The organism is Mycobacterium sp. E2733 (genome assembly GCF_001667585.1).
In the GTDB taxonomy this organism is placed as follows: Bacteria; Actinomycetota; Actinomycetes; order Mycobacteriales; family Mycobacteriaceae; genus Mycobacterium.
Map to the genome: position 1 here is coordinate 60675 of NZ_LZJZ01000109.1, position 24195 is coordinate 84869.

The window sequence follows — 24195 nt, forward strand, 5'->3', positions numbered from 1 at the left end:
CCGCGGCGGGGTCGGACGCAGGCCAATCCGGCGGTCGGCACACCTACGGTCGGCGCATGCGAACAGAACTTCCCGCCGAGCGTCTGCAGCGGCGCCTCGGTGCCGAACCGGACGCCGAGTCCGACGGCGCGGGGTCGACGGCGCCCGCGGAACCGGTCGACGAGGACCAGAATTCGCTGCTGCCGCGGTGGCTACCGGAGGCGTCACCGGATCGGGGTTGGATGGCCAGGTTGAGGGCCGACCCGGGGCGTGCCGGTGCCGTCGGGTTGGCGATCGTGGCCGCCCTGGCCGTCCTGGTCACGGTGTTCACACTGCTGCGCGACCGGCCGGCGCCGGTGATGTCGGCCAAACTGCCTCCGGTCGAGAGGGCGTCGACGGCGGGCCCCAAGCCGTCGGCTAGCCCCAGCGCCGGGCCCGATCGGCCGGTGGTGGTGAGCGTGGTCGGCCTGGTCCATAGCCCCGGGCTGATCACCCTGGCGCCCGGGGCGCGCGTCGCCGATGCGCTGCAGGCCGCGGGTGGCGCGGTGAACGGGGCGGACACCGTCGGGCTGAACATGGCGCGTCCGATCGGCGACGGCGAGCAAATCGTCGTCGGGCTCGCTCCCGTCCCCGGGCGGCCCGCGGCGTTGGGCAGCTCGGTGGCCTCCGGTTCGACACCGACGTCGAAGCCACCGCCACCGCGGACCGGTGCAGGCCCGGTCAAGCAGAAGGCGGGTGAGGTGCTCGACCTCAACACCGCGACCGTGGAGGAGTTGGATTCCCTGCCCGGCGTCGGGCCGGTCACGGCCGCCGCGATCGTGGCCTGGCGGCAGGCCAATGGCAAATTCACCAGCGTTGACCAGCTCGCCGACGTCGACGGCATCGGGCCGGCGCGATTGGAGAAGTTGCGCGCCCTGGTTCGTGTCTGACACCGGTGCGGGAATCCGACCTCGTCGAATCCGGCGCGGCGCGCGTCGATGCGCGCCTGGTGCCGGCCGCGCTCGCCTGCTGGGTGGTGACCGCCGCCGGGATCTGGTGGCCGATCGGCCGGGTGGTCGCGGCGGGCTGTCTCGCGTTGGTTGCCGCCGGCGCGCTGGCGTGGCGCGCCGCCCGCCGGAGGGGCGACACCGGGCGGCTGTGTGCCGTCAGCGCCGGGCTGGTCGCGGTTGGCGTCACCGGCGCGGGGTTCGGCTTCGCGGTCGCGATGCGCGCCGAAGCGGTCGATCGCCACCCGATCACCGCGGCATTCGGCACCACCGCCCCGGTGACCGCCACCCCCACCGAGAGCCCGGTGTCGTTGGGTCGGGGCCGGCTTATGTTTCGCGCCACAATGCAGCGCCTGCGCGACGCGCAGATCTCGGGCCGGGTGGTCGTTTTCGCGCGCGCCGCAGACTTCGAGTCGGACAGCAATGGACTGATGGTGGGCCGGCCGCTGCGGTTCACCGCGCGGGTCAGCCGCCCGAGCCGCCGGGACCTCACCGTCGCGGTGCTCAACGCGTCGGGCCGCCCGGCCCTGGGCACCGCCGGCGCCGTGCAGCGGGCGGCCCACGCGGTACGGGGCCGATTCGTCGCCACCGTTCGCGGCGCGTTGCCCGTCGAACAGGCGGCGATGCTGCCCGCCCTGGTCTTGGGTGACACGTCGGCGGTCACCGCCGAGACCGACCGGGACTTTCGCGCGGCAGGGATGACGCACCTGATGGCGGTGTCGGGCGCCAACGTGACCATCGTGTGCGCGGCGGTGCTGTTCTCGGCGCGCCTGATCGGTCCGCGGGCGGCCGTCGTCCTCGCCGCCGTGACGCTGATCGCGTTCGTCGTCGTCGTGGAACCGACGGCGAGCGTGCTGCGGGCCGCCGTGATGGGGGCCATCGGGCTGGCGGGGTTGCTGTCCTCGCGGCGGCGGCAAGCCATCCCCGCGCTCTGCGCCACGGTGCTGGTCTTGCTGGCGCTGGCCCCACAGCTGGCCGTCGACGTGGGCTTTGCGCTGTCGGCGGTCGCGACAACCGCGTTGGTCGTCATCGCGCCGGTCTGGTCGCGCCGCCTGGCGGGCAAAGGTTGCCCCAAGCCGCTGGCCGACGCGCTGGCGATCGCCGCGGCCGCGCATGTGGTGACCGCCCCGCTGGTGGCCGGGATCTCCGGGCGGGTCAGCCTGGTGGCGGTATGCGCCAACCTCGCGGCGGCACCGGTCATCGCGCCGATCACCGTGCTCGGCAGCGCGGCGGCCGTGCTTAGCGTGCTGTGGCCATCCGGCGCACAGGTATTGGTTCGTTTCACCAGCCCCGAGCTGTGGTGGGTGGTGCGGGTGGCGCAGTGGTCGGCCGACGCGCCCGCGGCGACCCTGCCCGTTCCGTCCGGGGTGGCCGGAGTGCTGCTGGTCGCCGGCGTGACCGCGCTGATCGCCGTGGTGGTCACGAGGCTGCGCGGCCGGCGCTGGTTTCGCGCCGCGGTGGGGTTGGGCGGGTTCACGGCTGCCCTCTGCGCGCTGGCTTGGTGGTTGTCGGAGCTGGTGGATCCAGGAGCGGCGTAGTCGGTCCGTCGTGACACCATCGTGGGGTGAACGAGGTTTCGCCGTTGCACCTGGTCTTGGGTGACGAGGAGTTGCTGGTCGAGCGGGCGGTGGCCGACGTGTTGCGGTCGGCGCGCAAGCGGGCCGGGATCGACGACGTTCCGGTCAGCCGGATGCGGGCGGGCGACGTCAGCACCTACGAGCTCGCCGAGTTGCTGAGTCCGTCGCTCTTCGGTGACGAGCGCATCGTCGTGCTGGAGGCCGCCGGCGAAGCGGGCAAGGAAGCGGCCGGGGTGATCGCCTCCGCCGCCGCCGACGTTCCGCTGGGCACCATGCTGGTGGTCGTGCATTCGGGCGGCGGGCGGGCCAAGGCGCTGGCCACCGAGTTGCAGTCACTGGGCGCCATCGTCCATCCGTGCGCGCGGATCACCAAGCCCAGCGAACGAATTGACTTCGTCCGCAAAGAGTTTCGTGCGCTGCGGGTCAAAGTCGACGAGGACACCGTGACCGCCATGCTGGACGCGGTCGGCTCCGACGTGCGGGAGCTGGCGGCCGCCTGTTCGCAGCTGGTCGCCGACACCGGCGGCGTCGTCGATGCCGCCGCGGTGCGCCGCTACCACAGCGGCAAAGCCGAGGTGAAGGGTTTCGACATCGCGGACAAGGCGGTGGCCGGCGACGTCGCGGGAGCGGCGGAGGCGCTGCGGTGGGCGATGATGCGCGGCGAGCCGCTGGTGGTGCTCGCCGACGCGCTGGCCGAAGCGGTCCACACGATCGGGCGGGTCGCGCCGCTGTCCGGCGATCCGTATCGGCTGGCGTCGCAATTGGGCATGCCGCCGTGGCGGGTGCAGAAGGCCCAAAAGCAGGCGCGGTATTGGTCGCGCGACAGTGTTGCGGCCGCGATGAAGGTGGTGGCGGCGCTCAACGCCAACGTCAAAGGAGCCGTGGCGGACGCCGACTACGCGCTGGAAGCGGCGGTCAGGAAGGTGGCGGAGCTGGCCGCGAACCGGAACCGATGAGCGGGCGGCTCAGATCTTGTTGAATGCGCGCGCCAGGGCCGACTTCTTGTTGGCCGCCTGATTCTTGTGGATCACGCCCTTGCTGGCCGCTTTGTCCAGCTTGCGGGTGGTCGCCGCCAGCAGCTCGGTGGCCTTCTCTTTGTCGCCGGCGTGGGCGGCCTCACGGAACGCGCGGACGGCGGTGCGAAGCGACGACTTCACCGACTTGTTGCGCAGTCGAGCGCGCTCGTTGGTGCGATTGCGCTTCTGCTGCGACTTGATGTTGGCCACGCTTGAATTCCTTCTCCGCTTCGACGTTTGTTGGGGGCGCCGGATATCACCACAGCGACTGCCCAGGTTATCAGTCGGTTACGTTTTCTCCCAAAACGGGAACCCGTGGCCTGCTATAACGTCAATTTGAGGCAGCATCTGACACGTGAGTCTTCCGAGCCAGCTCGAGGAAACCGGGCGGGGGGTGCGCACCGCGCGTGCCGAGCGCATTTTCGGCGGCTACAACACGTCGTCAGATGTCTATTCGATGGCATTCGACGAGATGTTCGATGCCCACGGCACGGTCCGGGCGCCCTATAAGAGCATCTACGCCGAGCTCGCGCCGTCGGATGCCTCGGACCTGAAGGCCCGCGCCGAAGCGCTGGGGCGCGCGTTCATCGACCAGGGCATCACGTTCTCGCTGTCGGGTCAGGAGCGGCCTTTTCCGCTCGACCTGGTTCCGCGGGTGATCTCGGCCGCCGAGTGGAGCCGGTTGGAGCGCGGCATCATCCAGCGCGTCAAGGCGCTCGAGCTGTATCTCGACGACATCTACGGCGACCAGGAGATCCTGAACGACGACATCATCCCGCGCCGCCTGATCACATCCTGCGAGCATTTCCACCGGCAGGCGGTGGGCATCGTCCCGCCCAACGGCGTTCGCATCCACGTCGCGGGAATCGACCTGATCCGCGACGAGAAGGGCAACTTCCGCGTCCTCGAAGACAACCTGCGCTCGCCCTCCGGGGTGTCGTATGTCATGGAGAACCGGCGGACAATGGCGCGGGTTTTCCCGAATCTGTTCGCCACCCACCGGGTTCGTGCGGTCGACGACTACGCGTCGCATCTGCTGCGCGCCTTGCGCAATTCTGCGGCCACCAACGAGGCCGACCCGACCGTGGTGGTGCTCACTCCCGGCGTGTACAACTCGGCCTACTTCGAGCACTCGCTGCTGGCCCGCCAGATGGGCGTCGAGCTGGTCGAGGGCCGCGACCTGTTCTGCCGGGACAACCAGGTCTACATGCGCACCACGGAGGGGGAGGTGCAGGTCGACGTCATCTACCGGCGCATCGACGACGCCTTCCTGGACCCGCTGCAGTTCCGTGCCGACTCTGTCCTGGGGGTGGCCGGCCTGGTCAACGCCGCCCGCGCCGGCAACGTCGTCGTCTCCAGCGCCATCGGCAACGGTGTGGGCGACGACAAGCTCGTCTACACCTATGTGCCGACGATGATCGAGTACTACCTCGGGGAGAAGCCGCTGCTGGCCAACGTCGAGACGTACCGGTGCTGGCTCGATGACGAACGCGAAGAGGTGCTGGACCGGATCGACGAATTGGTGCTCAAGCCGGTCGAGGGGTCCGGCGGTTACGGCATAGTGTTCGGGCCGGAAGCCTCCGAGAAAGAGTTGGCCGCCGTCGCCAAGAAGGTTCGCGACGATCCGCGCAGCTGGATCGCCCAGCCGATGATGGAACTGTCGACCGTCCCGACGCAGATCGGGAACACCCTCGCGCCCCGGTATGTCGACCTGCGGCCGTTTGCGGTCAACGACGGCGACGACGTCTGGGTGTTGCCCGGCGGCCTCACCCGGGTGGCCCTGGTCGAGGGCTCGCGAGTGGTCAACTCGAGCCAGGGCGGTGGCTCGAAGGACACCTGGGTGCTGGCGTCGCGGACCTCGGCCGGCGACCATGAGCTCGGCGCCGCGGAAGTCGTGCGCTCGCTGCCGGACTCCATGTCCGACCCGGTGCTGGACGGCGCGCAGCGTTTCGCGCAGACCCAGACGCAACCCACGGAATCACCCCAGGAACAGCAGCTCCAGCAACAACAGCGGCGGGCGAAGCGCTGATGCTGGCCCGTAACGCGGAGGCGCTGTTCTGGATCGGTCGCTATGTCGAGCGCGCCGACGACACCGCCCGCATCCTCGACGTGGTGCTGCACCAACTGCTCGAGGATTCCAGCGTTGACCCGGACCAGGCGTCTCGGCTGCTGCTGCGGGTGCTCGGCATCGACCCCCCGAGCCACGACCTCGACGTCTGGTCGCTGACGGACCTGGTGGCCTTCAGCACCAACGCTTCGGGCGGTTCCTCGATCGTCGACGCCATCACGGCTGCGCGGGAAAACGCGAAGTCGGCGCGGGAAGTGACGTCCAGCGAAATCTGGGAGTGCCTCAACACCACCTACCACGCCCTGGCCGAGCGCGAGCGTGCCGCCAAACGCCTCGGGCCCCATGAATTCCTGTCCTACGTCGAGGGCCGGGCGGCAATGTTCGCCGGGCTGGCCGACTCGACACTGTCCCGCGACGACGGGTACCGCTTCATGGTGCTGGGCCGCGCGATCGAGCGGGTGGACATGACGGTGCGGCTGTTGCTTTCACGGGTGGGAGACAGCGCTTCGTCCCCGGCGTGGGTGACGCTGTTGCGTTCGGCGGGTGCGCATGACACCTACCTGCGCACCTACCGCGGCGTACTGGACGCCGGCCGGGTGGTCGAATTCATGTTGCTGGACCGGTTGTTTCCGCGTTCGGTGTTCTATTCGCTGCGGCTGGCCGAACACAACCTCGACGAACTGCTGCATTCTCGGCAGAGCCGGATCGGAGCCACCGGGGAGGCGCAGCGGCTGCTCGGCCAGGCCCGAAGCGAACTGGAATTCGTGCAACCCGGTGTGCTGCTGGAGTCCCTGGAGGCGCGCCTGGCGGGCTTGCAGCGAACCTGCCGCGACGTCGGAGAAGCGTTGTCGGTGCAGTACTTCCACGTCACCCCGTGGGTGGCTTGGTCGGACGCCGGCGATCACGGCCGGCTGGCCAGCAGGAAGGGGGACGGCTGATGTGGCGGCTGCGGGTGGTGCACACCACCGGGTACGCCTACCAGTCGGCGGTGACCGCGTCCTACAACGAAGCGCGGTTGACCCCACGGTCGAACACCAGGCAGAACGTCATCCTCAACCGCATCGAGACGATTCCCGCGACCCGGTCCTATCGCTATATCGACTATTGGGGCACCGCCGTAACGGCATTCGACCTGCACGCACCGCACACCGACCTCACGGTGACGTCGTCTTCGGTGGTCGAGACCGAGCAGCCGGAACCGCCGGTGACCGACGTCGGCTGGGCTGACCTCCAGTCGGAGGCGGTGATCGATCGGTTCGACGAACTGCTTCGTCCCACCGGGCACACCCCGGCGAGCAAAAGGGTTGCGTCCGTGGCCAAGAAGATCGCCAAGGCGCACCACCCCGCCGAGGCCGTCGCCGCCGCGGCCCACTGGGTGCGCGGCGAGCTGGACTATCTCCCGGGAACCACCAGCGTGCACTCGTCGGGGCTGGACGCATTGAACGCGGGCAAGGGTGTCTGCCAGGACTTCGTGCACCTGTCACTGATGTTGTTGCGGGCCATGGGAATTCCCGCGTACTACGTTTCGGGCTACCTGCACCCCAAGCACGACGCCGTCGTCGGGGACACCGTGGACGGGCGCAGCCACGCCTGGATTCAGGCGTGGACGGGCGGCTGGTGGAGTTACGATCCCACCAACGCAATTGAGATCTCCGAGCAATACGTCGGCGTGGGCGCCGGCCGGGACTACACGGACGTTCCTCCCCTGAAAGGCATCTACTCCGGTCAGGGGGCGACCGATCTCGACGTCGTCGTGGAGGTCACCCGGCTGGCTTAGCCCGCGCGGCATAGCGTTCACGTCATGAACGACACTGCGCGTCGCCGCGGTGGCACCACGTTGCTGCTGCTGTCCGTGCTCTGTGTCGCGCTGCTCTCCGGTGGGATCGCCGTCGGGGTCGCCCTGGGCGGAGTGATGCCGTTGCCATACGGTCCGGTGGCCGCGGTGGCGGCCTACGTGCGTGCGCAGCCGGCCGCCGTGCGCGTCATCGCGGTTGCGACGTTCGCGTCGTCGGTTCCGTTGGCGGCCTACGCGGCGACGGTCAGCGTGCGGCTGCGCCGGCTCGGCGCTGCCGGGCCGGCCGCGATCGCGCTCCCGGGAGGCACTTTGGCGGCCGGCGCGCTGGGGCTGTGCGGGTTGCTGGCCTGGCCGCTGTCGCGGCCCGAAGTCGCCGCGGACACGACGCTGGTCCGCGCGCTGTATCTGCTGGTGTTTCTGGTCGGCGGCCCGGGGCACATCGTGGCCCTGGGCCTGCTGGTCGCCGGAATCGCGGTATCCGGCCTGAGCCGGGGTGTGCTGCCGAGCCCGGTGGCCTGGGCCGGCCTGGGAGTCGCCGCGCTCGCCGAAGTGGCGACGGCGGTGTTGATCTGGCCGGACCTGGGCGGGATCCTGCCGGTGGCCCGGGTGTTGGCGCTGTCCTGGCTGGTGCTGGCCGGGGCGCTGCTGCCGTTGCCGCGCAACGACATTGGAGAATGACCGTTACGGTGTGTTGATTTCGACGCGGTGCAGGTCGTCGCCGAGCTCGATCCGCCCGTCGAACGCCGAAGCCGCCAGCGCCCGCCACTGCTCTTCCTGGCCCGGCACCAGCGCCGGCACATAGTGCGTCATGACGAGGGTGCCCACGCCCGCGCGCGCCGCGGTTGCCGCCGCCTCTTCGACCGACGAGTGGTAGTCGCAGATGTCTTGGAGCCGCTGTTGCGGGATGTTGCCGACGATGTCCTTGCGGATCACGGTGTGCACCAACGCGCTGGCGCCGGCCGCCAGCTCGTCGAGGCCGGCGCAGGGCACCGTGTCCCCGGCGAGCACCGCCGACGCCGTGCCGTAGTCGATTCGGAACCCGATGGTCGGCGCCACCGGTCGGTGATCGGTCGGCGCCACCCGGATCGACACGCCGTCGCGGTCCCACACCGCCCCCTCGGTGCATTCGTGGACCTCGACCGCCGGTGGGGCGTTCAGGTCCGCATGATGAGCGATCCGGTACTCGATGTCGTGGCGAAACGCCTGCAACGTCGCCTCGACCGTCTCCGCGGTCCCCGGCGGACCGATGATCGGCAGCGGCGCGGGATCCGGCGCGAAGGTGCTGATCCAACGGGTGATGAGAAGGTCGCCGAGGTCCCCGATGTGGTCGCTGTGCAAATGGGTGATCAGCAGCGCCGACAATCCGGCGGCGCCCACGCCCACGGCCGCCGCGCGCTGCAACACCCCACGCCCGCAGTCCACCAAAAACACCTGCCCCCCGGCCCGCACCAGAGTCGACGGGCCGGCGCGGTTCGGGTCGGGGATCGGACTTCCGGTCCCCAGCAGCGTGATCTCGATCATGGCCCCTATCTTGCAAGCCGCGGCCCTCCGCAGCGGCCTTATCGGGCGATCCGAGCGGTCGAGTGCCCAGGTTTCGAACGACGACGTCAGGGTATGGACACGGATCGGCTACCGGTTCTCGTCGTGGCTTTTGCGCCGCACAAGTTAGCCGTAGCCTGTTGTGAAGCGGATCACAAGCAGCTGGAGGCCTTTGATGCGGATTTCAGACGTCTTGCGGAACAAGGGCGCGGCGGTGGTGACCATCAACCCCGAGGCGACGGTGAAAGAGCTGCTCGCCGGCCTTGCCGAGCAGAACATCGGCGCCATGGTGGTCGTCGGCGACGAGGGCGTGGTCGGCATCGTCTCCGAGCGCGACGTCGTGCGCCAGCTGCACACCCATGGCGCCAGCGTGCTGTCGCGCCCGATCTCGAAGATCATGACCACCACGGTCGCCACCTGCACGAAAGCCGACACCGTCGACTCCCTGAGCGTGCTGATGACCAAGAACCGGGTGCGCCATGTGCCCGTCCTGGACGGCAAGAAGCTGATCGGCATCGTGAGCATCGGCGACGTGGTGAAGACCCGCATGGAAGAACTCGAGGCCGAGCAGCAGCAGCTGCAGTCCTACATCACGCAGGGCTGACCATTCGACGGCGCGCATCGTCGCCGGGCGACTAACTCCAGGAGTAGTCCGCGCGCAGCCGCCCGGCCACCAGCTCGAAGATCTCGCGGTCCAGGACTGCGCCCTCGCGGCGGATGCTCTCCTCGGGGACGTCGAGCACCCGGTCCAACCGGACCCAGCTAGGCCTGCCCTCGTAATCCCAAGCGCCGGAACCGATCCCGATCCAGTCCCGGTCCTCGGCGTGGCGCTCCTGGCTGGACACCATCAACCCCAGTAGCACGCGGCGGTCACGGCCGACCACGAGCACGGGCCGGTCCTTGCCGCGGGTGGGGTCGTCCTCGTAAACCACCCACGTCCAGACGATCTCGCCGGGATCGGCCCGGCCGTCGAGGTTGGGGGCGTAGACCAGCTTGCGCGCCCGGTGCGCGGTGGGAAAGCTCGTGCTGGTCACCGGGCGCCCCGCCGTCACCGCGGGCGGTTGCGGCGCGGCGGCGGCGATGACGTTCGCGGTGATCTTCACGGCCTGCTGCAGTTCGCGCAGCACGGTCTGCGAATTCTGCACGTGCCTGGCCAGCCGCGGGGCCCGATCGAAGACCAGGTTTTCCGCGAACCGCTGGAACGTCTTCCACTGGGAATTGCGGGCCGACGCCATATTCGCAGCATAGACGCGCGGCGCGCGGGTGCGATTGTGTCCAAGTATGTCTCGGGCACCCCGCCTAGATACCCTGGACATACCAATGAGCCGGCGCTCAAGCGGCCGCAAGCGTGTTCAGACCAGGAGATTCCCATCAGCAGTTTCGCCGACAAGACCTTCACCGCGCCGGCGCAGATTCGGAACTTCTGCATCATCGCCCACATCGATCACGGCAAGTCCACGCTGGCGGACCGGATGCTTCAGCTCACCGGCGTCGTCGACGAGCGGGCGATGCGGGCCCAGTACCTGGACCGGATGGACATCGAGCGGGAGCGCGGGATCACCATCAAGGCGCAGAATGTTCGGTTGCCCTGGAAGGTATCGGGCGGCAGAAAAGGTGTTGTCGCCGGTGACTACGTCCTGCACCTGATCGACACCCCGGGACACGTCGATTTCACCTACGAGGTGTCGCGGGCGCTGGAAGCCTGTGAGGGCGCGGTGCTGTTGGTCGACGCCGCCCAGGGCATCGAGGCGCAGACGCTGGCGAACCTGTACCTGGCCCTGGATCGGGACTTGACCATCATCCCGGTGCTCAACAAAATCGACCTGCCGGCGGCCGACCCCGACCGTTATGCGGCAGAGCTCGCCCACATCATCGGCTGTGAACCCGACGACGTGCTGCGGGTGTCCGGCAAAACCGGCGAGGGGGTGGCTCACCTTCTCGACGAGGTGGTCCGCTTGGTGCCGCATCCGCAAGGCGACGCCGACGCGCCCACCCGCGCGATGATCTTCGACTCCGTCTACGACATCTACCGCGGCGTGGTGACCTACGTCCGGGTGATGGACGGCAAGATCGTCCCGCGTGAGCGGATCTTGATGATGTCCACCGGCGCCACCCACGAGCTGCTCGAAGTGGGCATCGTCTCGCCCGAACCCAAGGCCAGCGCGGGCCTGGGGGTGGGCGAGGTGGGCTATCTGATCACCGGCGTGAAGGACGTCCGCCAGTCCAAGGTCGGCGATACGGTGACGACGGCCCGGCACGGCGCCACCGAGGCGCTGACGGGCTATCGCGAGCCCAAGCCGATGGTCTACTCAGGTCTGTATCCGGTGGACGGTTCCGATTACCCGGATCTGCGCGACGCCCTGGACAAGCTGCAGCTCAACGACGCGGCTCTGACCTACGAGCCGGAAACGTCGGTGGCGCTCGGCTTCGGGTTCCGGTGCGGCTTCCTGGGCCTGCTGCACATGGAGATCACCCGCGAGCGCCTGGAGCGCGAGTTCGACCTGGACCTGATCTCGACGTCTCCCAACGTCGTTTACCGGGTGATCAAAGAGGACAATACCGAGATCGTGGTGACCAACCCGTCGGACTGGCCGGAAGGCAAGGTGCGCACGGTGTATGAGCCTGTCGTCAAGACCACCATCATTGCGCCCAGCGAGTTCATCGGCACCATCATGGAGCTGTGCCAGTCGCGCCGAGGCGAGTTGGGCGGCATGGACTACCTGTCACCCGAGCGGGTGGAACTGCGCTACACGATGCCGCTCGGCGAGATCATCTTCGACTTCTTCGACTCGCTGAAGTCGCGCACCCGCGGCTACGCCAGCCTCGACTATGAGGAGGCCGGCGAGCAGGAGGCGCAGCTGGTCAAGGTCGACATCCTGCTGCAGGGCGAGCCGGTCGACGCGTTCTCCGCGATCGTGCACAAGGATGGGGCCTCGGCGTATGGCAACAAGATGACCACCAAGCTGAAAGAGCTTATTCCGCGCCAGCAATTCGAGGTGCCGGTGCAGGCGGCCATCGGATCGAAAATCATTGCGCGCGAGAACATCCGGGCGATCCGCAAAGACGTGCTATCGAAATGCTACGGCGGAGACATCACCCGCAAGCGAAAGCTGCTGGAAAAGCAGAAGGAGGGCAAGAAGCGGATGAAGACCATCGGGCGGGTGGACGTGCCGCAGGAGGCCTTCGTCGCGGCGTTGTCCACCGACGCCGCGGGGGACAAGGGCAAGAAGTAGCCCTCAACGCATGAGACCCATGAGACCCCTCCAGTTCCTTTTGGCCTGCGTGCTGGCCATCTCGCTGACCACCGGCTGCACCGTCGCCGGCACCGCGCGACCCGCGCCCGGCCTGAAGCCCCACCCTGTCACCGGGCAGGCCGTGAAGAAGGTGCTCCTCGACGACGGTGAGCTGTCCAAGCTGCTCGGCCAGTCCTTCGGATCCAAAGCCGAACTTCCGGCGCGCTTCGGCGGCCCCGAGGTGCTGCCGCCGGCTTTCGGGGCGGTCTCGCCCGCCAACTGCATCGGCGTCACCTCCATGATGGTGAAGGACGCCTACCGATCCGGCGACGTCAAGAACGCGGCGCGGGAGACGTGGTGGAACACGCGCGGACCGGCGAAGGTGATCAGTGTGGCCGAGGGCGTGGTCGCGCTGTCCGGCACCGCCGGGGCCGCCGCGCTGTTCCAGCAGTTCTCACAGCAATGGCGCGACTGCGCCGGCACGACCGTGACCATCGGGCGCCCCAGCATCATCACCGACCGCCCCGCAATCGTCTTCCTGGACTCCATTTCCGACGTGCGGGTCACCGATTCGGTTCTCGCGGCGACCCTTTCGATCGACACCCAATTGCCCGGCTTGCCGTCCAGCGGGCCCAGGCCCGAAGCCCGCGCCCTCGGTGTCCGGGGGAACTGCCTGGTCGAAGTAGATCTGGCGTTCTTCGGCTCGACGAAGCCGTCGGACATGGGGACCGGGGATGTGCACCGCAGCGCCATCGACCTCGCACATGCGCTGATGGACAAGGTGAGCGCGCTGAGCTGACCCGGTGCCGGGCAACAAGCTGGGACCTTTCTGGGGTTGAGCTGTGCTTGCGGTGTGGCCTACGGCGTTCGCCTCTCCTCGAACCTAGATTTGGATTAGGTAGGAGGTGAGCGAGACGCGGATGGGAAGCACCCGTCGCATCGGCGTATCTCGGGACGCGTTTGTCGCCGCGTTGTCGAGTGGGACCGATGGGCACCGAAGTCGTTGGTGGGCAACACCACTCGTCGTCTTGATGTTGGCGACGGGTTGCTCCGCCACGGTCGGTGGTGCAGCGCAGCCGCCGGCGAACCTCGCTCTGCGGTTCCTTCATGGGCAGACGCTGAAGCGGGTGCTGCTCGGCGAAAGTGCGCTATCCCGAATGGTCAAGGAGCCCGTCGAGATTGACCCGCGTTCCCCCCCGCTTTTCGGGGGGCCGGAGATGTTGCCCGGCGATGCGGGGTGGTCCGGAGATTGCCTGGGAGTAGCGGTGATGATGCACGGGGCCGCCTACCGATCCGCCAACGTGAAAGACGTTGCGCTCGAGGCGTGGCGGCCCGATGCTGTGCCGGCTGCGACGGTGAGCGCGGTCGAAGAGGCTGCCATCGGCTTGCCTACGGCCGCCGATGCGAACGCCTTGTTCGCGACGTTTTCCAGGCAGTGGCAGGACTGCGACGGCAAGACCGTGCCGATCGTGGGCGGAACGCTTCCACTGGAAGTGAAAGTCAGTAACGTCCAAAGCGCCACTTCCGTTGTCGCGGCCACTATTTCGACGGAGTGGAGCGCGCCCGCCCTGGTCTCGCCATCCATCCCCGCCGCGCGCGCCATCGGTGTGCGAGACAATTGCCTCATCGAAGTCGAGGTCGACTTCGGCAGCACACCGATCGCATCGCAAAAAGGATCGGGCGATATCAACACCAGCGCGCTGGACATCGCGCAAGTTATGCGAGACAAGGTCGGCGCGCTGAGCTGACCGCGTGCCCGAGGGCGGCAACCCTCTTCGCCCGGCTACGCCGAATGGTGGCGACCCGCTTCGCCCGGCTACGCCGCGCTTGCGATCGCCACGGCCGCGCTTGCGATCGCCACGGCCGCGCTTGCGATCGCCACGGCCGCGCTTGCGATCGCCACGGCCGCGCCTTCGGTCGCCGCTACATCGGGGCGTTGGCGGGCTGGAACATCCCGGAGCCGTCCGCTTCCTCCTCGGCGCGGATCACGTGCACCACCGCGTTGATCAGCGCCAGGTGGGTGAACGCCTGCGGGAAGTTGCCCAAGTGCCGGCCGGTCCGTGGCTCGATCTCCTCGGCGTAAAGGTGCAGCGGGCTGGCGTAGGACAGCAGCCGCTCGCACAACCGTTTCGCGCGCGCCACCTCGCCGATCTCCACCAGCGCCGACACCAACCAGAACGAGCAGATCGTGAACGTGCCTTCCTCGCCGGCCAGCCCGTCGTCGGTTTCCTCCACGCGGTAGCGCAGCACCAAGCCTTCCTGGGTGAGTTCGTCGGCGATGGCCAGCACCGTGTTGCGCACCCTGGGGTCGTCCGGCGGCAGGAAGCGCGTCAGCACCACCAGCAGCAGCGAGGCGTCCAGCGCATCGGTGCCGTAGCGCTGGGTGAACACCCCGCGGGAATCCACCCCGTGTTGCAGGATGTCGTCCTTGATCTCCTCAGCGATGGCGCGCCACTGCTGGGCATAGCTCTTCTCGCCCTGCCGCTCGGCCAGCTTCGCCCCGCGGTCGAGCGCCACCCAGCACATCACCTTCGACGAGGTGAAATGTTGCGGTTCGCCGCGGACCTCCCAGATGCCCCGGTCGGGTTCCCGCCAGTGCTTGATGGCCTCTTCCACCTGCTTCTTGAGCACCGGCCACAAGCTCTCCGGGATCTGCTCACGGGACTTGCAGTGCAGGTAGAACGAATCGAGGATGGAGCCCCAGATGTCGTGCTGGACCTGGTCGTAGGCGCCGTTGCCGATGCGCACCGGCCGGGCGTGGTCATAACCGGACAGATGATGCAGCTCTTCTTCGACCAGGCTGCGTTCGCCGCCCACGCCGTACATCACCTGCAGCGGGTGACGCTCGTTGCTGTTGGCGCCGGAGACGTCGGCGATGAACGCGAAGAAGTCGTCGGCCTCGCGGTCCAGTCCCAGCGTGTAGAGGCCCCACAACGCGAACGTGGAGTCGCGCACCCAGGCGTAGCGGTAGTCCCAGTTGCGTTCGCCCTGCGGGGTTTCCGGCAGCGAGGTGGTGGCGGCCGCCAGCAGCGCCCCGGTGGGCGAGTACGTCAGCCCCTTCAGCGTCAGCGCGCTGCGCTGCAGGTAGGCGCGCCACGGATGGTCGGGGAAGTTGCCGATGTTGATCCATTGCCGCCAGCACTCGGTGGTCTGCCACATCTTGTCGGCGGCCTCGTCGTAGGTCTGCGGCGCCGGGTGCTTGGTCCAGCTCAGGGCGACGAACACGTCGTCGCCCTCCTTCATCCGGGTGCGCGCACGGGCTTCGCGGCCCTCCAGCCCGATCCGCAGGTTGGTGGTGAGCCGCAGCGTCGGGTGGGCGTCGGGCTGCTTGGCGGCCCGCGCGATCGCCTCGCCGTACGCGTTGGCCGAGTACTCCCAGGTGGAGCCGACGCGGTGATAGTCGAATGCGGGCTCGCAGCTCATCATCAGCTCGACGGTGCCGCTCACGCAGCGCACCGTGCGCAGCAGGATGTGCTCGGCGTCCCAGTCCATCGGTGTGCGGCGGTGGGTCCTCGACCGGCGCTCGATGTCGTGCCACGGCCCCATCACCAGCGCGTCGCGCACGATCAGCCACCCGGTGTGGGTCTGCCACGTGGTCTCCATGATCAGACTGCCGGGCAGGTAACGCCGGGCCGACGGCACCGAAACGCCGTAGGGGCCCAGCCGGAAATGGCCCGCGCTGCGGTCCAGAATGGCGCCGAAGACGCTGGGGGAGTCCGGGCGCGGCACGCACATCCATTCGACGGACCCGGCCGGCGAGATCAGGCAGGTCGTCTCCCAGTCGGACAGGAACGCGTAGTCGGCGATCGGCGGGAACGGGTTACGCAGTGCCCCGCTCGAAGCCAGTGGCGCCGGTGAGCTGAAGTCGATGGGCGAAGGCAAGGCCGCCGTGGCCGCTTGAAATGCCTCCTCGGGCATGGCGTCGGCGGGTTGGTCGTCGGGCTGCGCATGGAGGACCATCCCGACATCATCATCTGTTGAGCGGCCCGACGTCCATTCTTTCGCCGACGTGACGCCACTTCGGGGTCACCCGCGGCGCCGGGCGAACCTCGGGGCGTGCTCCGGCAGCGGGCCGATCGCGACGAGGTAGCCGAGTAGTCGCCGCAGCGCCGGGGAGCGGCCCGCCAGCCGCACGCCCAGCGGCGCACGGTGCGCGTTTCCGCCCACCGCCGCGGCGATCACGTTGACATGGATCAACCGTTGCGCGGTCTGCAGCAGCACGGTGGGAAACCAGCGGCGCCCCTGAACCCGGGCCAGTCGCCGGGTGGGCACCCGTCCCGCGCGCAGCGCGGCGGCCAGGATGCGGGCGGCAGCCACCGCGTCGGCGACCGCCAGGTTGATGCCGATCCCGCCGACGGGCGACATCGCGTGCGCGGAGTCGCCGATGAACAGGACGCCGTCGGCGTACCAGCGGCGAAGTCGATTCAGTTGTACGTCAAGCAGTTTCACGTCGTCGAACGACGTCAGGTTCTGCACGCGGTCACCGAGCCAGGGCACCATCCCGACCAGCGCCCGGTGCAGCGCTTCGATGCCCTCGGACCGCAGCCGGGCATCGGTTCCCTTCGGGATGATGTAGGCGATCTGGCAGTAATCGCCGCGATCGATCACGATGACGGCGTGTCCGGCCCGCAACACACCGGCCAGTCCCCGCGGATCGCCGGGGTGGCGGGGCAACCGGAACCACCACACGTCCATGGGCGCGCCGAAGCTGTGCGGTGCGAGGCCGACCGACGAACGCACCGTGGAAGAGCGACCGTCGCACGCCACCGTCAATTCCGCGCGCATCTCCTTGACCACACCGGTCTGGTCGCGATAGCTGACGCCGACGACGCGGCCCGCGTCCCGGATCACACCGATCACCTCGGTGCTGCGCAACAGCCGGAAGCTGGGCTCGGCCTCGGCGGCGGTGGCCACCAGCTCCAGGAAATCCCATTGCGGCACCAGCGCGATGTGCTTGTGGGCCCCCGGAAGGCGGGTCAGGTCCAGGCCGACCGGTGCGTTCTGTATCTCCATGTGGACGGTGTCGATGAGGCGATGCGGAATTTTCGCGAACTGTGCGCCCAACCCCAGCTCGTCGAGCAGCCGCAAGGTGCTCGCGTGCACGGTGTCCCCGCGAAAGTCACGCAGGAAGTCGGCGTGCTTTTCCATCACCGTGACGTCTACGCCGGCGCGGGCCAGCAGTAGGCCCAGCACCATGCCCGCCGGGCCGCCGCCGGCGATCAGGCAGGCCGTCGCAGAGGGCGGGGAAGACGGGGCAGACATGCGGCGATCTTGGCACATTGGTTTTCCGCTGCAGGGCCGAATAGGGTGAGCCCCGTGACCGCGTTCCTGAATTGGTGGGACGGCAACGAGCTGTGGCTTTCCGGGCTCGCTTTCGTCCTCCAGGCCATGGTGGTGATGCCGGTCGTGCTGGTGGTGGCAGCGGTCACGGCGGGACTGCTCGACGGCCTGCTCGGCAAGAGCATCGCCCTGATGCGGCGTGCCCGCCACGCCGGCGAGGCGCCCGGGTAGCGCGTATGCCTCGGTCACACGTGACGTTCATTCTGGTCTCGCTCGTGGTGCTGGTGATCGTCGCATGGTGGCTAACGCACTGAGTGCGCGACTTCACACAGCTCGCCCGCACGGCGACGCGAGCGGTGGCGGCCCTGCCGATTCCTGTTAGGCTTCCCGCCATGCACGTGACATCCGGTGTCGTGGAACGCCATGTCTTCGTGCACTGTTGTCGCTGACCGCCAAACCCGTGTGCGGTCTGGTATGGGGTTCGTCAGGCCTCCAGTCGTTTAGGCGCCTTTCCGCAGCAACCGGACCACTATCTCCTGAGTCCCCGTACTGGAAGGCCTGAATGCTCCACGACATCGCTTCGCGCTGGCGGCCGCTGACCACGCTCGCCCTCATCGTCGCAGTCATCTCGGGGTGTGGTGGCGGCGCCAGTGACGTCGTGGGCGGCAGCGGCCCGACCAACGCGCGCACCAGCATCACGCTGGTGGCCTATTCGGTCCCAGAACCGGGCTGGAGCAAGGTGATCCCCGCCTTCAACGCCGCCGAGGAGGGCAGGGGCGTGCGAGTGATCGCCTCCTACGGCGCCTCGGGTGATCAGTCGCGCGGAGTCGTCGACGGCAAGCCGGCCGACGTGGTGAACTTCTCGGTCGAACCGGACATCACCCGACTGGTCAAGGCCGGCAAGGTGTCCAAAGACTGGAATACCGACGCAACCAAGGGAATTCCGTTCGGGTCGGTGGTGACCCTGGTGGTGCGTAAAGGAAATCCAAAGAACATCAAGGACTGGGATGACCTGCTGCGGCCGGGAGTGGAGGTCATCACGCCCAGTCCGCTGAGCTCGGGATCGGCCAAGTGGAATCTGCTGGCACCGTACGCGGTCAAGAGCGAAGGCGGCGGCAACACCCAAGCGGGCGTCGATTTCATCAGCAAGCTGGTGCATGAACACGTCAAATTGCGGCCCGCTTCGGGACGGGAGGCCACCGATGTTTTCGTTCAGGGCAGCGGGGATGTGTTGATCAGTTACGAGAACGAGGCGATCGCCACCGAGCGCGCAGGCAAACCGGTCGAGCACATCAACCCGCCGCAGACTTTCAAAATCGACAATCCAGTGGCGGTGGTGACCACCAGCCCGCACCTGGACGCCGCCGTCGCCTTCAAGAACTTTCAGTACACGGCCACCGCGCAGAAGGTGTGGGGGCAGGCCGGCTTTCGGCCCGTCGATCCGGCCGTCGCCGCCGAATTCGGTGACCAGTTTCCGGTGCCGGCGAAACTGTGGACGATTGCCGACCTCGGCGGCTGGAGCGCCGTGGACCCGCAGCTGTTCGACAAGACCACTGGCAGCATCACCAAGATCTACACGCAGGCCACCGGATGACGGCCGCAATCACGCCCGATCCCGGGGCAATCAGGCCCGAACTCAGTCCCCCGGCCGGTGCTGCCGGGCACCGCAGCGCGAATACGGCGCGTTCTCGGTGGTCGGGCACGACGTCACTGCGGGTGGGGGTGGCAACGCTGTGGCTTTCGGTGATCGTGCTGCTGCCGCTGGCCGCAATCGCGTGGCAGGCCGCGGGCGGTGGCCGGCGCGCGTTCTGGCTGGCGGTCACGTCAAACGCCGCGTTGGAGTCGTTTCGCGTGACCTTGACCATTTCCGCCGGGGTCACCTTGGTCAACCTGGTGTTCGGCCTGGTCATCGCCTGGATGCTGGTACGAGACGACTTCGTCGGCAAGCGGCTTGTCGATGCCATCATCGACCTGCCGTTCGCGCTGCCCACCATCGTCGCCAGCCTGGTGATGCTGGCCCTCTACGGAAACAACAGCCCGGTCGGTCTGCATCTGCAGCACACGGCGTGGGGCGTGGCCGTGGCGCTGGCCTTCGTCACGCTGCCGTTCGTCGTGCGCGCCGTGCAGCCGGTGCTGCTGGAAATCGATCGGGAGACCGAGGAGGCCGCGGCGTCGTTGGGTGCCAGCGGCGCAAAGGTTTTCACCTCGGTCGTGCTGCCGTCCTTGACACCGTCCTTGCTGTCGGGCGCGGGCCTGGCTTTCTCGCGAGCGATCGGCGAGTTCGGATCGGTCGTCCTGATCGGTGGCGCGGTACCGGGCAAAACCGAAGTGTCGTCGCAGTGGATACGGACGCTCATCGAGAACGACGACCGCACCGGTGCCGCCGCGATATCCATCGTCTTGCTGTCGATTTCGTTTGTGGTGCTGTTCATTCTGCGGATCGTGGGTGGACGCGCGGCCAAACGTGAGGAGTTGGCCGCGTGACCTCATCGCCCAGGATTCGATACCTGATCCGATTCGTCGGACTCACATACCTTTTCGTATTGCTCGTCGTTCCGGTTGCCCTGATCTTGTGGCGGACCTTCAGGCCCGGCTTCGGCCAGTTCTTTGACTGGGTGAGCACTCCCGCCGCGATCTCGGCGCTGAACCTGACCTTGCTGGTCGTTGCCATCGTGGTGCCCCTGAACGTGGTTTTCGGCATCCCCACCGCTCTGGTGCTCGCCCGCAACCGGTTTCGCGGCAAGGGTGTGCTGCAGGCGGTCATCGATCTGCCTTTTGCGGTGTCCCCGGTCATCGTCGGCGTCGCGCTGATTTTGTTGTGGGGATCGGCCGGCACATTCGGTTTCGTGGAGAAGGACCTCGGGTTCAAGATCATCTTCGGCTTGCCCGGGATCGTCCTTGCCAGCATCTTCGTCACCCTGCCCTTCGTTGTGCGCGAGGTGGAACCGGTCCTGCACGAATTGGGGACTGACCAGGAGGAGGCGGCGGCGACCTTGGGATCGGGCTGGTGGCAGACTTTTTGGCGGATCACCCTGCCCTCGATCCGGTGGGGTCTGACCTACGGCATCGTGCTGACCATCGCCCGCACCCTCGGCGAATACGGTGCGGTCATCATCGTGTCGTCGAACCTGCCGGGAAAGTCCCAAACCATGACCTTGCTGGTCTCGGATCGGTATAACCGCGGCGCCGAGTACGGCGCCTACGCGCTGTCGACGTTGTTGATGGGCGTCGCGGTGTTGGTACTGATCTTCCAAGTGGTTTTGGATATCCGCCGGGCGAGAGCGGCCAGATAGCCTGACATGGAGACGCGTACATGACAGACAACGACAGCCGGCCCGTGGACCAAGCCATCGTCGTGCGCAATGCCTACAAGCGCTACGGCGACTTCGTGGCGCTGGACAACGTGGACTTCGCCGTGCCGTCCGGCTCGCTGACGGCACTGCTGGGGCCCAGCGGTTCCGGCAAGTCGACCCTGTTGCGGGCCATCGCCGGGCTCGATCAACCCGACAGCGGAACGGTCACCATCAACGGACATGACGTCACGCGGGTGCCGCCGCAGCGGCGAGGCATCGGATTCGTATTCCAGCACTATGCCGCGTTCAAGCACTTGACCGTTCGCGACAACGTCGCCTATGGGCTGAAGATCCGCAAGCGCCCCAAGGCGGAGGTCAAGGCCAAGGTCGACAATCTGCTCGAAGTGGTGGGGCTGAGCGGATTTCAGAACCGTTATCCCAATCAGCTCTCCGGCGGCCAACGGCAGCGGATGGCGCTCGCGCGGGCGCTGGCGGTCGATCCGCAGGTGCTGCTGCTCGACGAGCCGTTCGGCGCGCTGGACGCCAAGGTGCGTGAGGACCTGCGCGCGTGGTTGCGCCGCCTGCATGACGAGGTGCACGTCACCACTGTCCTGGTCACCCACGACCAGGCGGAGGCGTTGGACGTTGCGGACCGCATCGCCGTGCTGAACCACGGTCGCATCGAACAGGTGGGCTCGCCGACCGAGGTCTATGACGCGCCGGCGAGCGCCTTCGTCATGTCGTTCCTCGGGGCGGTATCGACCCTGAATGGGAATCTGGTTCGCCCGCACGACATCCGGGTGGGTCGAAACCCCGAAATGGCCATCGCGGGCGGCGATGGCACCGCCGAGTCGGTCGGCGTGGTGCGCGCCACCGTCGACCGCGTGGTCGTGCTCGGTTTCGAGGTACGGGTGGAGTTGACCAGTGCCGCCACCGGTGGGGCATTCACGGCCCAGATCACCCGCGGCGACGCCGAGGCCCTGGCCCTACGCGAGGGTGACACCGTCTACGTGCGGGCCACCCGAATTCCATCCCTTCCCAGCGATTATGGGGTCCTTCGCGGCGGGGAAGGCAGCAGTGCCGACCAGGGTCGCACTCACGCTGAGGCCGGCTCGGCGGGGAACTTCCCCGGATGACGAACGTATAGCGCGCTTCGCCTGTTTGTCGTCGCCGCGCCACGAACTGCGTGCCTGGAGGCGCATCAGCACCAAATTCTCAGGAGTTCTTACGGCGCCGGCAATGTTGGGTAGCTGCGGACTTGTGGCACCGTCACGTCCATGCTGGTAGACACCTCCAACGACACCATCGACCATTATCGGACCAGCCGCCCGCGCGTGGGGCAAACGTTGAAGAGTCCGGCCAAAGAGCCTGGATTGCTCCTAATGGCGGTCGGCCTGGCGGCATACGGGATTTGCCTCGACAGCTTCGCCGACCGCCAAGTCGAGGCGGGTGCCGCCGCCGCCCTGATTTCATTGGTGGCGATGGCGGCGGGCGGGGCCTGGTTATGGAATGAAGCGAGGCGAGTCCGAAAACTTGAAAACGACTACAACGTCAAGACCATCGAGTCGGTCAAAGAGAGTGCTTCCGCCGCGAAGGTCGTAGACCTGAACCAACGGGGGCTCGCGAACCACTAGCGCCCATCGCTCGTGACATCGAGGTTCATCGACGCCGGGCCGACTGGTGGCGACCCTTCGCCGTGCGGCTCAGGAACGGGGTGGGCCGCTGACGCTGACAGCACGAAACGGTTACTACGACGCGTGCAGCCCGCACTCGGTTTTCGACAGCCCCTGCCAGCGCCCGCTGCGCGGGTCGGCACCCGCGAGCGGCTTCGCCGTGCACGGAGCGCAGCCGATCGACGGATATCCATCGTAGACAAGCGGATTGACCAGCACGTCATGCTCGTCGATGTAGTTCTGCATGTCCTCGTCGGTCCACGTCGCCAGGGGGTTGATCTTCACCAGCTTGAAGCCCTCGTCGAAGCCGATCACCGGGGTGTTGGCACGGGTTTTCGCTTCACTTCGGCGTAACCCGGTCACCCAGGCGGAGTATCCGCTCAGGGCCCTGCGCAGCGGCAAGACCTTGCGCAACCGGCAGCACTCGCCGGGGTCGCGGCCGAAGAGGTTCTTCCCCAGCAGCTGGTCCTGCTCGGCCACCGTCTGCTCGGGAGTGATGTTGAGTACGTGTATGTCGTAGACCGACTCGACCGCGTCCCTGGTTCCGATGGTTTCGGCGAAGTGATAGCCGGTGTCCAGGAAGACCACCGGGACACCCGGCCGAACCTTGGCGGCCAGATCGATCAGGACGGCCTCCTGCATGCTGGAGGTCAGCACGTAGTTGCAGGTGGCCCAGCCGCGGGGCCCGTTGACGCCGCCGAAATTCTCATCGGTCCAACGCAACACCTCGGTCGCGCTGGCGCCCTCGAGCTCCGCAGCGCCACGCGCGGCCAGGTCCCGCAGTTCGGCTTCGGTCCGTTTCGTTGCCTGCTCACTCATCTCAAATCGTCCTCATCCGCCCGAATCGCCCACTGCGCGAACCGTTCTCCCGCACTGCGGTGTTTGATGAAGTTGCGTACCACCCGGTCGATATAGTCGCCCAACTCGTCACTGGTGACCTTGTGCTGGCGCAGCTTTCGTCCGAATCCGCTGTCCAGACCGAGGCTGCCGCCCAAGTGCACCTGAAAGCCCTCGACGGAGCCCCCGTGACCGTCGTCAACCATTTGGCCCTTGAAGCCGATGTCGGCCACTTGAATTCGCGCACACGAGTTGGGACAGCCGTTGATGTTGACCGTGATCGGCACGTCGAGCACAGAGTTGAGGTCCTCGAGCCGGCGTTCCAGCTCGGGCACCAAGGCCTGGGCCTTGCCCCGGGTTTCGGCGAACGACAACTTGCAGTATTCGATCCCGGTGCAGGCCATCAGGTTTCGGCGCCACGAGGACGGTTTCGTCTGCAGCCCGAGCGCCTCCAGGCCCGCGAGCACATCGTCGAGTTTGTTGTCGGCTATGTCGAGGATGACCAGCTTCTGGTACGGGGTGAACCGGATGCGGTCCGAGCCGGCCCGGTCCATCAGGTCGGCGACGGCCGAGAGGATGGTGCCCGAGACCCGTCCGGCGATCGGAGCCGCCCCGACGGCGTTGAGCCCGTTCTTGAGCCGCTGCACCCCGATGTGGTCGATCGGGTGCTTGAGCGGCTCGGGGGCCGGGCCGTCGATCAGGGGCCGCTTGAGGTACTCGGTTTCGAGGACCTCCCGGAATTTTTCGATGCCCCAGTCCTTGATCAAGAACTTCAGCCGGGCCTTGGACCGCAGCCGCCGGTAGCCGTAGTCGCGGAATATCGACGTCACGGCCTCCCACACCTCGGGCACCTCGTCGAGCGGTACCCAGGCGCCGACCCGCTGGGCCAGCATAGGGTTGGTGGACAGGCCGCCGCCGA

Annotated in this window: 23 protein-coding genes and 1 pseudogene; 17 read left to right on the plus strand and 7 right to left on the minus strand. The window is 67.6% G+C overall.

Translation table 11 applies throughout. The annotated features are described in order from the left end of the window. The first annotated feature begins 56 nt into the window (after nucleotides 1-56). From A5678_RS20815 to holA, 3 genes are read left to right on the plus strand one after another with little or no spacing between them, the layout of a single operon-like run. Nucleotides 57-908, plus strand: a complete 852-nt coding sequence (locus A5678_RS20815; RefSeq protein ID WP_068046100.1) for a ComEA family DNA-binding protein — start codon at nucleotides 57-59, stop codon at nucleotides 906-908. 5 nt (nucleotides 909-913) lie between these two features. Further along, a complete protein-coding gene (locus A5678_RS20820; RefSeq protein ID WP_068046103.1) occupies nucleotides 914-2503 on the plus strand; it encodes a ComEC/Rec2 family competence protein in 1590 nt (529 codons plus the stop codon). Between the two features lie 26 nt (nucleotides 2504-2529). Then, on the plus strand, nucleotides 2530-3498 hold the full coding sequence (gene holA, locus A5678_RS20825; RefSeq protein ID WP_068046106.1) for a DNA polymerase III subunit delta: 969 nt from the start codon (nucleotides 2530-2532) through the stop codon (nucleotides 3496-3498). 9 nt (nucleotides 3499-3507) lie between these two features. On the opposite strand, the gene rpsT is transcribed toward holA, so the two are convergent. Then, nucleotides 3508-3768: a 30S ribosomal protein S20 gene (gene rpsT, locus A5678_RS20830; RefSeq protein WP_068046109.1), complete on the minus strand. Its 261-nt coding sequence runs from the start codon at nucleotides 3766-3768 to the stop codon at nucleotides 3508-3510. A gap of 145 nt (nucleotides 3769-3913) precedes the next feature. On the opposite strand from rpsT, the gene A5678_RS20835 reads away from it, so the two are divergent. Genes A5678_RS20835 through A5678_RS20850 form a run of 4 tightly spaced genes read left to right on the plus strand, consistent with a single transcriptional unit; the run spans nucleotide 3914 to nucleotide 8099 of the window. Then, nucleotides 3914-5587 (plus strand): circularly permuted type 2 ATP-grasp protein, encoded by a 1674-nt coding sequence (locus A5678_RS20835; RefSeq protein ID WP_068046112.1) that lies wholly within the window; start codon nucleotides 3914-3916, stop codon nucleotides 5585-5587. Next, complete coding sequence (locus tag A5678_RS20840; protein ID WP_068046114.1) at nucleotides 5587-6564, plus strand: alpha-E domain-containing protein; 978 nt, start codon at nucleotides 5587-5589, stop codon at nucleotides 6562-6564. The genes A5678_RS20835 and A5678_RS20840 overlap by 1 nt, the downstream gene beginning before the upstream one ends. Then, complete coding sequence (locus tag A5678_RS20845; RefSeq protein ID WP_068046117.1) at nucleotides 6564-7403, plus strand: transglutaminase family protein; 840 nt, start codon at nucleotides 6564-6566, stop codon at nucleotides 7401-7403. The genes A5678_RS20840 and A5678_RS20845 overlap by 1 nt, the downstream gene beginning before the upstream one ends. 24 nt (nucleotides 7404-7427) lie before the next feature. After that, nucleotides 7428-8099: a hypothetical protein gene (locus A5678_RS20850; protein WP_068046120.1), complete on the plus strand. Its 672-nt coding sequence runs from the start codon at nucleotides 7428-7430 to the stop codon at nucleotides 8097-8099. Nucleotides 8100-8102: 3 nt separating this feature from the next. Here the strand turns inward: A5678_RS20850 and A5678_RS20855 are convergent, their stop codons facing one another. After that, nucleotides 8103-8942 carry a ribonuclease Z gene (locus A5678_RS20855; protein WP_068046124.1) on the minus strand — a complete coding sequence of 280 codons (840 nt, stop codon included), beginning with the start codon at nucleotides 8940-8942 and terminating at the stop codon, nucleotides 8103-8105. Nucleotides 8943-9135: 193 nt separating this feature from the next. Between A5678_RS20855 and A5678_RS20860 the strand changes: the two genes are divergently transcribed. Next, a complete protein-coding gene (locus tag A5678_RS20860) occupies nucleotides 9136-9564 on the plus strand; it encodes a CBS domain-containing protein (RefSeq protein ID WP_068046126.1) in 429 nt (142 codons plus the stop codon). Nucleotides 9565-9595: 31 nt separating this feature from the next. Here the strand turns inward: A5678_RS20860 and A5678_RS20865 are convergent, their stop codons facing one another. Then, nucleotides 9596-10195: a type II toxin-antitoxin system PemK/MazF family toxin gene (locus tag A5678_RS20865; RefSeq protein ID WP_068046129.1), complete on the minus strand. Its 600-nt coding sequence runs from the start codon at nucleotides 10193-10195 to the stop codon at nucleotides 9596-9598. Nucleotides 10196-10241: 46 nt separating this feature from the next. On the opposite strand from A5678_RS20865, the pseudogene lepA reads away from it, so the two are divergent. From lepA to A5678_RS20880, 3 genes and pseudogenes are all read left to right on the plus strand, one after another. Continuing rightward, nucleotides 10242-12193: pseudogene (gene lepA, locus A5678_RS20870) on the plus strand (translation elongation factor 4). Nucleotides 12194-12212: 19 nt separating this feature from the next. Then, complete coding sequence (locus tag A5678_RS20875; RefSeq protein WP_068046132.1) at nucleotides 12213-12992, plus strand: sensor domain-containing protein; 780 nt, start codon at nucleotides 12213-12215, stop codon at nucleotides 12990-12992. A gap of 232 nt (nucleotides 12993-13224) precedes the next feature. Further along, entirely contained in the window at nucleotides 13225-13941 is a 717-nt protein-coding gene (locus A5678_RS20880; protein ID WP_068046135.1) for a sensor domain-containing protein, read from the plus strand. 175 nt (nucleotides 13942-14116) lie between these two features. On the opposite strand, the gene A5678_RS20885 is transcribed toward A5678_RS20880, so the two are convergent. Both A5678_RS20885 and A5678_RS20890 read right to left on the minus strand, forming a co-directional pair. Next, nucleotides 14117-16153 carry a glycoside hydrolase family 15 protein gene (locus tag A5678_RS20885; protein ID WP_068046138.1) on the minus strand — a complete coding sequence of 679 codons (2037 nt, stop codon included), beginning with the start codon at nucleotides 16151-16153 and terminating at the stop codon, nucleotides 14117-14119. Nucleotides 16154-16219: 66 nt separating this feature from the next. Continuing rightward, nucleotides 16220-17455 (minus strand): FAD-dependent oxidoreductase, encoded by a 1236-nt coding sequence (locus tag A5678_RS20890; RefSeq protein WP_068046141.1) that lies wholly within the window; start codon nucleotides 17453-17455, stop codon nucleotides 16220-16222. 54 nt (nucleotides 17456-17509) lie between these two features. Between A5678_RS20890 and A5678_RS20895 the strand changes: the two genes are divergently transcribed. From A5678_RS20895 to A5678_RS20920, 6 genes are all read left to right on the plus strand, one after another. Continuing rightward, entirely contained in the window at nucleotides 17510-17704 is a 195-nt protein-coding gene (locus A5678_RS20895) for a hypothetical protein (protein WP_066952819.1), read from the plus strand. Between the two features lie 331 nt (nucleotides 17705-18035). Beyond that, nucleotides 18036-19067, plus strand: a complete 1032-nt coding sequence (locus A5678_RS20900; protein ID WP_068046142.1) for a sulfate ABC transporter substrate-binding protein — start codon at nucleotides 18036-18038, stop codon at nucleotides 19065-19067. Continuing rightward, complete coding sequence (gene cysT / locus A5678_RS20905; RefSeq protein ID WP_068046145.1) at nucleotides 19064-19957, plus strand: sulfate ABC transporter permease subunit CysT; 894 nt, start codon at nucleotides 19064-19066, stop codon at nucleotides 19955-19957. Before A5678_RS20900 ends, cysT begins: the two co-directional genes overlap by 4 nt. Further along, nucleotides 19954-20766 carry a sulfate ABC transporter permease subunit CysW gene (gene cysW, locus A5678_RS20910; RefSeq protein WP_068046148.1) on the plus strand — a complete coding sequence of 271 codons (813 nt, stop codon included), beginning with the start codon at nucleotides 19954-19956 and terminating at the stop codon, nucleotides 20764-20766. The genes cysT and cysW overlap by 4 nt, the downstream gene beginning before the upstream one ends. Nucleotides 20767-20810: 44 nt before the next feature. Continuing rightward, a complete protein-coding gene (locus tag A5678_RS20915) occupies nucleotides 20811-21902 on the plus strand; it encodes a sulfate/molybdate ABC transporter ATP-binding protein (RefSeq protein ID WP_231983730.1) in 1092 nt (363 codons plus the stop codon). A 141-nt stretch (nucleotides 21903-22043) separates the two neighbouring features. After that, a complete protein-coding gene (locus A5678_RS20920; RefSeq protein WP_068046154.1) occupies nucleotides 22044-22400 on the plus strand; it encodes a hypothetical protein in 357 nt (118 codons plus the stop codon). Between the two features lie 114 nt (nucleotides 22401-22514). On the opposite strand, the gene A5678_RS20925 is transcribed toward A5678_RS20920, so the two are convergent. Together A5678_RS20925 and A5678_RS20930 are read right to left on the minus strand one after the other, a co-directional pair. Further along, nucleotides 22515-23258, minus strand: a complete 744-nt coding sequence (locus tag A5678_RS20925) for a phosphoadenylyl-sulfate reductase (protein ID WP_068046157.1) — start codon at nucleotides 23256-23258, stop codon at nucleotides 22515-22517. Then, the coding region (locus tag A5678_RS20930) for a nitrite/sulfite reductase (RefSeq protein WP_197502210.1) at nucleotides 23255-24195 on the minus strand (941 nt) is incomplete at its 5' end. The genes A5678_RS20925 and A5678_RS20930, both read right to left, overlap by 4 nt.

Bases quoted from the DNA above. Each gene is read 5' to 3' on its own strand.
- A5678_RS20850 (WP_068046120.1), top strand. From the start codon at position 7,428: ATGAACGACACTGCGCGTCGCCGCGGTGGCACCACGTTGCTGCTGCTG.
- A5678_RS20875 (WP_068046132.1), top strand. From the start codon at position 12,213: ATGAGACCCCTCCAGTTCCTTTTGGCCTGCGTGCTGGCCATCTCGCTG.
- A5678_RS20900 (WP_068046142.1), top strand. From the start codon at position 18,036: ATGCTCCACGACATCGCTTCGCGCTGGCGGCCGCTGACCACGCTCGCC.
- A5678_RS20925 (WP_068046157.1), bottom strand. From the start codon at position 23,258: ATGAGTGAGCAGGCAACGAAACGGACCGAAGCCGAACTGCGGGACCTG.
- A5678_RS20880 (WP_068046135.1), top strand. From the start codon at position 13,225: ATGTTGGCGACGGGTTGCTCCGCCACGGTCGGTGGTGCAGCGCAGCCG.
- A5678_RS20890 (WP_068046141.1), bottom strand. From the start codon at position 17,455: ATGTCTGCCCCGTCTTCCCCGCCCTCTGCGACGGCCTGCCTGATCGCC.
- cysT (WP_068046145.1), top strand. From the start codon at position 19,064: ATGACGGCCGCAATCACGCCCGATCCCGGGGCAATCAGGCCCGAACTC.
- A5678_RS20840 (WP_068046114.1), top strand. From the start codon at position 5,587: ATGCTGGCCCGTAACGCGGAGGCGCTGTTCTGGATCGGTCGCTATGTC.
- A5678_RS20865 (WP_068046129.1), bottom strand. From the start codon at position 10,195: ATGGCGTCGGCCCGCAATTCCCAGTGGAAGACGTTCCAGCGGTTCGCG.
- A5678_RS20885 (WP_068046138.1), bottom strand. From the start codon at position 16,153: ATGGTCCTCCATGCGCAGCCCGACGACCAACCCGCCGACGCCATGCCC.
- A5678_RS20920 (WP_068046154.1), top strand. From the start codon at position 22,044: ATGCTGGTAGACACCTCCAACGACACCATCGACCATTATCGGACCAGC.
- A5678_RS20855 (WP_068046124.1), bottom strand. From the start codon at position 8,942: ATGATCGAGATCACGCTGCTGGGGACCGGAAGTCCGATCCCCGACCCG.
- A5678_RS20860 (WP_068046126.1), top strand. From the start codon at position 9,136: ATGCGGATTTCAGACGTCTTGCGGAACAAGGGCGCGGCGGTGGTGACC.
- A5678_RS20815 (WP_068046100.1), top strand. From the start codon at position 57: ATGCGAACAGAACTTCCCGCCGAGCGTCTGCAGCGGCGCCTCGGTGCC.
- A5678_RS20845 (WP_068046117.1), top strand. From the start codon at position 6,564: ATGTGGCGGCTGCGGGTGGTGCACACCACCGGGTACGCCTACCAGTCG.